This window comes from Paractinoplanes toevensis (assembly GCF_018332695.1).
Classification (GTDB): domain Bacteria; phylum Actinomycetota; class Actinomycetes; order Mycobacteriales; family Micromonosporaceae; genus Actinoplanes; species Actinoplanes toevensis.
This window is the reverse complement of sequence record NZ_BOQN01000029.1, coordinates 24,259-31,152: the sequence shown is the minus strand read 5'-3', so window position 1 is coordinate 31,152 and position 6,894 is coordinate 24,259. Positions and strand designations below refer to the sequence as shown.

The window sequence follows — 6,894 nt, the reverse complement described above, 5'->3', positions numbered from 1 at the left end:
CGCACCGGTCTGCCTGACCAGCCGGCGCCCGGCTTCGGTAGTCCGCTGCCGCGCCGCCAGGCCGCCTCGGGTGGCGAGCCGACCCCGATGACGTCGTTCCCGGCGTTCAAGACGCCTGCCGAGCGGGCCGCCACGGCCGACGTGCAGGCCGACGCGCCGGGGGGCCGTGCGGGCCTGATCCCGCCGGTCATCCCGGGTTCGCCGGGCAGCGACCGGCCGGCCCGCTTCGGTCCCGGTCAGCCGCCGCTCGAGGTTCGTGGTGCTTCGCCGGCCGCGCCGGTGGCCCGTCCGACCATGTCCGGCGCCATGCCGTCGCAGGTGCCCGCGACCGAGCCGTTCGTGCCGGCCAACGAGGTCGAGCGTGACCTCTACGAGGCGGCCGAGGCCGGTGGCACCGACCACTTCCTCTCCACGCTGCTGCTCGCCACGGTGCTGGTGCCGGTCGCGAACCACTCGCGGCCGGGCAGCGCGCCGGGTGAGTCGGGGTTCGCGTTCCGCACCGAGGAGATCGACGGCGAGCAGTTCCTGGTCGTCTTCACCAGCAAGGACCGGCTGGCCGAGCATTTCGCCGAGCCGACCCGCACGGTGAGCGTCCGGTTCTACGAGCTGATCCGCAACTGGCCCGACCCGTCCTGGTCGTTCGCGGTCAACCCGCGCACCCCGGTCGGCGCGCGGTACCCGGGTCCGCAGGTCATCGCGCTGGCCAGCTGGGCCACCGAGGCCGGGCTGGGCGCCGACTCGGGTGAGCACGACGAGCCGATCGAGCCGATCCCGGCGCCGCCGCCGGTCAACGACGACGCCCAGCACGCGACCGTCATGCAGAAGACGCTGCCGCCCGAGCAGGTCGACTACTACCTGGAGCGCGGTTACGACCGGGTGGCCGGGTTCGTGCACCGGGCCACCGAGGTGGAGCATCTGCGCACCCCGAGTGAGCTGTTCGGGGCGCTCGGACTGACCTACCAGGGCTCGCCGCATTCGGTGGAGGCCAAGGAGGCGTACGTTCTGCGCTGGCCGGCCTACCGCCCGAGCCTGTACCGCATTCCGTACGGCGGGCAGAACGAGCAGGCGCTGAAGGCCATGGACGGCTGGGTGATCGAGCGGCCGCCGTTCCGGGGCAACGGTTTCGCGCCCGGTGAGGGCCGTGACGTGATCGCCGAGTTCAAGGTGGACAGTGTCCGGCTGCCGCACGGCGCCCAGCTGTGGCGGGTCGACGCGGACGGCACCGAGCACATGATCGCGATCTTCGACAACGACGGTCCGCAGTGGCGCCGGGTGGGTGAGCAGTGATTCGCGACGGTTACGTGGTGACCTGGCAGGGCCGCGAGTTCGACGCGGTCCCCGACGGTGACAACGTGCGCATCTACACCACCCAGCCGGCCGACGGCTTCGAGGAGATCAAGCCCGGCCGTTACGTGCGGGTGCTGACCCCCGAGGACTACGACGAGTTGGTCTACGTGCGCACCACGTGCACGTGGCGTGGCGCGCCGTTCCTGGTGCTGGGCGAGGCCGACAACTGGCTGCGGGTGGAGTACACCGGTGGCCGCGCCCCGGTGGCCCGCCAGCTCAATCTGGAAGAGTTCGACTTCGGCGTCTACCAGACCTGGGCCCCGGCTCACGAGGTCTCCGACGTCCACGAGCAGCGGATTTAACCACTCACGCAGAATGAAGGGCCAGGGCCGGCGAAGCTGGGCCTCGGCGGGAGCAACGGTCAGTTATCTGCAGCTAGAGATCTTTTCGAGTCCCCGCCAATTCCAGAAGGAACGGGACCCCAGCCCCGGCTTCCTGGAAACGGAGGGCGGGACGCTTTCCCGCGGAAGACCTTTTCCGTACGCGCCGGCTCACTCCCGTGGCACGCGGTCCCGCAGGTGCAACTCACCCTCCGCGCGCCCGCTGCGGGCGGGCCGGCCCAAGCCCGCAACCCGCCCGCCAGGGCAAGCAGTCCCGGGCGACGGCCATCGACCTCCCGCAGGGTGGTCGCCGCTCTCGGATACCGGGTAGTTGTCCCGCGACCCGGGCAGGGTCCCGCCTGATTAGCAGCGTTTCTACACCCTGGGCTACCCAGCGGTCGGACGAACATGACATACCCCCTATGTCCGACGCCGACAGCTCGACCAGGCGCGACCTTGTGGAGTTGCCGTGCGGACAGAGCAGCAACTCCACAAGATCTGCGATGCCGGGCGCCGCGGCACGGCATCGACCGCGTCACCGCGGGCCGGATACCCACCGAACCCCCTCCGGGCCGAGCGGCGCGTAAGGGTGAGCGAGGCAAGGCGCGGCCGCGTGTGGTTGCGCGAGAGGCGCGGCACGTGCCGGTGTTGCAGGCTGGTCGCGGGGTGGCGGCGGTCGGGTGTGGTTGCGGTTGTTGACGGTGTTGCCCGTACCGGAAAAGGGTTTGATTCTCGCGACCCTGACCTCGAAAGGTGTTGAGCTGCGACATCCGGATTTATGAGGTTTTGAGCCAGCGGAGGATTTCGCCGGTGACCACGTCGGGGGCCTCCTGGTGGAGGAAATGGCCGGCGTCGGGGATCAGCCGCCATTCGTAGGGGGCGATCACGTAGCGGCCTGAGCCCTGCGCGGTGCGGGGGAGGGTGGCCGTGTCGAGGGCGCCGTGCAGTTGCAGCGTCGGGGTGATCAGTGGGTGCTGCATCAGTTTGACGAAGCGGTATCCCTGCAGGCGCAGGGCGCTGCGGGCGACCCAGCGGTAGGCCTCGAGGGCGCAGAACGCCGCCTGCGGGATCTGCATGGCTTCCCGGCATCGGTCTACGTAGTCGGTGAATTCGGCGGTCTGCCTCCACTGAGGACCGGTCCACTGCGTCATGAGCTCGCCGACCAGCGCCGCGTTGTCGCGGGTGAGCACATGTTCGTAGCGGGGGACCTGGAAGCGCAGGATCGCCGACGACGCGGCGAACTGGCCGCGCGGGTCGGCGAACAGGGCGGCACGCAGTCGCAGGGGGTGGGCGGCGCCCAGCACCACCAGGCGGTTGACGAGCTTGGGGTGGAACGCGGCGGCCGCCCAGCCGATCATGCCGCCGGCGCCGGCCCCGACGATCATCGCGGAGCGTTCGCCCAGGGCGCGGATCAGGCCGGTCACGTCGGCGGCCATGGTGTAGCCGTCGTAGCCGCGGGGTGGCTTGTCGCTGGCGCCGTAGCCGCGCAGGTCGATGGCGACCGCCCGGAAGCCGGCGTCGGCCACCCTGGTCATGACGTCGTGCCACGCCCACCAGAACTCGGGGAAACCGTGCAGGAACAGCACCAGCGGGCCGGTGCCGGCCTCGACGACGTGGAATCGGCTGCCGTTCGCTCCGACGAAACGGTGCGTCCAGGGACCCTCCACCAGGACACACGACTCGTCAATCATGCACCAAGACTAGGCGGTCGGGTCGAGTCGGACCCGTCGCGTCGAATCACCCGGCGAGTTGGAGGCGTTCCAGCCGTGCGGGCTGACCCGTTCCGCAGTTGACCGGGGTGGTTCCGGGGGTGATCCGGGCGCGCACCTTGTCGCCGTTGGCGAGCTTGATCCCCTGGGTGGAGTAGACCGCGTAGGTCGCGCCGTCGGTGCTGGTGAGGGTGTAGCAGGGGCCGGTGCCGCCGCGGGTGACCGTGGCGGTGATCCAGGCGTTCTGCAGCGAGCCGACGTTGGGTCTGGGGAGCGCCGTCGGGCGGGACGGGTCGGCGGTGACCCGGGGCCGGGTGGTGGCCGGCGCGGCGGTCGCCCCGGCGGTTGCGCCGAGGGTCGGCGTCGCCGCCGCTGTGGCCGGTGCCGTCGCGGTTGTCGGCGTCGCGCCGGCCGGGAAGCTGAGCGGGCCGGCGGCACTCTCGCTGACGCCGGGCTGGGCGATCGGCCCGGCGGCGATGTCGGATTTTTCCGGCTTATCGTGGGAACAGCCGGCCAACAGTGACAGCGAGACGGCTGCGATCGAGACTGACCTGCGCAATGACATCTACCCCCGTGAACGTGCTGCGGCGGTAAAGGTTAGCCGGATTCACGTCAGCGCAGGGGCTCGGCGGAGACCATTTCCAGGAGCCGGCCGGGGCCGCAGTCGATGCGCAGCTTGGTCGGCGCGGTTTTGATCCGCATTCGGGTGCCCTTGACCAGCTTGGTGCCGGCGGTCGAGTGCAGTGCGTACTGCGTACCCTCATCGGTTTCCAGGTTGTAGCACGGACCGGAACTGTCCTTTGTCACCGTGCCCACCACCCACGCCGTCTTTTTGATCACGTCGGTCGCACCGGCCGGTGGATCGCTCGCCGGCGGGTCGACCGGAATGCTCGTCCGCTTCGCCGGCTCGGCCGGCTTCGCGGGCTCAGCCGACTTCGTCGGCTTTGCCGCCACCGCTTCGGTCGCGGGCGGGGGAGAGGACGGCGCGCTTTCCGGTTGTACGGCCGGAGCACTGCACCCGGCTACGAAGAGCGTGATCGCGGTCGCCAGAACCAGTCTGCCGTTCATCAGTACCTCCCGAAGCGTTCCGATGAGACGCGTCGATCCCGCCGGCGGTTCCGCGAAAAGGGCAGCGCCCGGGGAGCGAACTCCCCGGGCGCTGTCGCTGAGTGGTTGCGGAATCAGGAAACCGCGACCGTCATCGAGGTGCCGCTCTGGTTGAGGACACCGATCTTCACGCCGACGGCGGGCAGCTTGACGCCCTGGTTCGGCAGCGTGTCGTAGTAGTACTTGCCCTTGTCGTTGAAGACCGGGCTGGGGAGCTGCGGCCAGACCACCGAGGGCTTGCCGTCGACGTGCAGCAGCATGCCGTCGGTCGGGTACAGGCCGAACGGAGCGTCGTAGACCTGGATGCGGGACCGGAACGGAACACCGTTGACGTTGTTGAACGGCTTCGGGTGCGCGTCGATGTAGAGGTTGCGGCCCGTGCCCGGGTGCTCGTTGGTGTTGTTGTCGGACTCCGAGGTGTCCCAGTACGAGATGACCAGACCGGTCTGGTAGTTGTAGTGCTCCACCCAGTCCGGCTTGGCCGTGGTCCAGCCGAAGTTGTACGGGCCGGTCTTCAGATACTTGTCGTACGAGGTGTAGGTGCGGTTACCGGCGATGTAGTAACCCGGGTAGTAGTTGGTCACGCTCGGGCCGACGATCGTGAAGCCGGCGAGCGTCCACGTGGTGGCACCCTCCGCGCCGTCGGCCGAGAGCACCGCGCCGTCGGCCGTGACGGTCAGGTCGTCGCCGAAGAAACCGCCCTTGGCGACGGCCGGGTCGGTGCGGTAACGCAGGCGGAACGAGATCTTCTGGCCCGCGTAGGCGTCCAGCGGGATCGCGATGTCCACCCAGGCGCCCTTGGAGTCGCCGGTCAGCGCCGGGTTGGTGCCGTCGGTCGTCAGCGCGGTGCCGTTGACGGTGCCGTTCAGCGGCGTCCAGGTGGTGCCGCCGTCGGCCGTCGCCTCGAAGTAGAGGTAGTCGTAGTTCTCTTCGATGTTGTAACGACCCTTGAGCGTGAGACTGGCCGTGGTCTTACCGGTCAGGTCGATGTCGCGGGTCATCGTCGTGGTGCTCTTGTCCTTGTTACCGGAGTAGAACTGCTTGCTGCCCGCGAACGGTGCGCCCAGGTCGGTCGTGACGGGCTTGTCCGGCAGAGTGACGACCACAGCCTGCGGCTTCTTGGAGTTGAACTCCTCCGGGCCGAGGTTGACGATCTTCTTCTGGCCGGCCTTGAGCGAGGTGTAGTTCAGCCAGCCGAGCTGGAGCTTGTTCCACGCGCCCAGGTCGCCGGGGTGGGTGCCGATGCCGAGGTCACCGGCCGCGCCGAGACGGCTCTGCGCCATCAGCGTCCAGTACTCGTTGTTGTTGTCACCCAGGCCGCTGGTGTCGTAGTCGTCCGGCAGGCCCAGGTCGTGCGTGTACTCGTGCACGAAGACGCTGAGGCCGCCGTTCTCCGGCTGCATGGTGTAGTCACCGATCCAGACGCCGGTGCCCGCGACCTCGGTGCCGCCCAGCAGGTTGCCCGCCGGGCCGGTGGTGCCCTCGCCGTTCGAGTAGGCGAACGCCCGGTGGCTCCAGATCGCGTCCTCACCCTGCTGCGGGTCACCGTCGGCCTGGTCGCCGCCGGCGTGCACGATCTGGAAGTGGTCGATGTAGCCGTCCGGCTCGTTGAAGTTGCCGTCGCCGTCGAAGTCGTTGCGGTCGTACTGGTCGAACGACTTGAGGTCGGCGGTCACCTGAGCCTGGGTCTTGCCCGCCGCCAGCTGGTCGGCGACCCACTGGTTGGAGGCGTCCCGCACGAGGTTCCAGACGTTGGTGCAGACGTGGTCGCCGCACACGTCACGGCCGTAGCGGGCCTCGTTGTACTTGACCTTGACCCAGTCGGTGACCTCACCGTCGACGCTGTACCGGCCGGAGGACTGCGACTCGAAGTAGGTCTTGACCGACTCGGTGTCCTTGCCGACGCCGAAGTACAGGTTCCGGTAGTAGTCGGCGTTGTAGTCCGACTGCCAGATCGTCGAGTTGTCCTTCGCACGGTCCGGCGACGGGATCTTGTTGTGCAGCGGGCCCTCGAACGTGGTCGGGCCGGCCGTGTCCGGGTCCGAGTCGACGTCCGGGTAACTGGGGTGCCGCTCGTTGCCGAACTCGGCCAGGATCACGAAGATCCGGTCGGTGCGCTCGTTGTCCAGCTCGACGTACTGGTCCTTGCCGCGCTTGCCCGGGCCGCCGAACGTACGGCCGAGGTTGACCACTCTGCTGCCGTTACGCGTCTCGACCTTCGCCTTGCCACTGACAACGTCGGAGATGGCCTGCTCGCGCATGGCGCGGCGCCGTTCTTCCGACTTGCTGGGCAGATCGTCGACGTTGGACTTCCCCGGTGCGACCGATGTCGGAACCGGTTCAGCGGGGGGTGCCGCCTGGGCCACCGCGGGGAGCAGAACTCCGACGCTGGTGACCATCGCGGCGCCGAG

The 6,894-nt window shown here is 69.0% G+C and carries 6 protein-coding genes; 2 read left to right on the top strand and 4 right to left on the bottom strand.

Translation table 11 applies throughout. From position 1 onward, the window contains the following. Window positions 1-1,287 (top strand): SseB family protein (locus Ato02nite_RS11205; RefSeq protein ID WP_213006383.1); only part of this gene is annotated, 1,287 nt, incomplete at its 5' end. Further along, window positions 1,284-1,649, top strand: a complete 366-nt coding sequence (locus Ato02nite_RS11200) for a UCP033725 family protein (protein ID WP_213006382.1) — start codon at window positions 1,284-1,286, stop codon at window positions 1,647-1,649. The genes Ato02nite_RS11205 and Ato02nite_RS11200, both read left to right, overlap by 4 nt. Before the next feature lie 794 nt (window positions 1,650-2,443). On the opposite strand, the gene Ato02nite_RS11195 is transcribed toward Ato02nite_RS11200, so the two are convergent. The 4 genes from Ato02nite_RS11195 to Ato02nite_RS11180 form a co-directional block, all read right to left on the bottom strand. Continuing rightward, window positions 2,444-3,358: an alpha/beta fold hydrolase gene (locus Ato02nite_RS11195; protein WP_213006381.1), complete on the bottom strand. Its 915-nt coding sequence runs from the start codon at window positions 3,356-3,358 to the stop codon at window positions 2,444-2,446. A 46-nt stretch (window positions 3,359-3,404) separates the two neighbouring features. Further along, entirely contained in the window at window positions 3,405-3,893 is a 489-nt protein-coding gene (locus Ato02nite_RS11190; RefSeq protein ID WP_213006380.1) for a hypothetical protein, read from the bottom strand. 95 nt (window positions 3,894-3,988) lie between these two features. Continuing rightward, complete coding sequence (locus tag Ato02nite_RS11185) at window positions 3,989-4,444, bottom strand: hypothetical protein (protein ID WP_213006379.1); 456 nt, start codon at window positions 4,442-4,444, stop codon at window positions 3,989-3,991. A gap of 113 nt (window positions 4,445-4,557) precedes the next feature. Beyond that, window positions 4,558-6,882, bottom strand: coding sequence for an immune inhibitor A domain-containing protein (locus Ato02nite_RS11180; RefSeq protein ID WP_213006390.1), 2,325 nt, complete (start codon window positions 6,880-6,882; stop codon window positions 4,558-4,560). Window positions 6,883-6,894 lie beyond the last annotated feature (12 nt).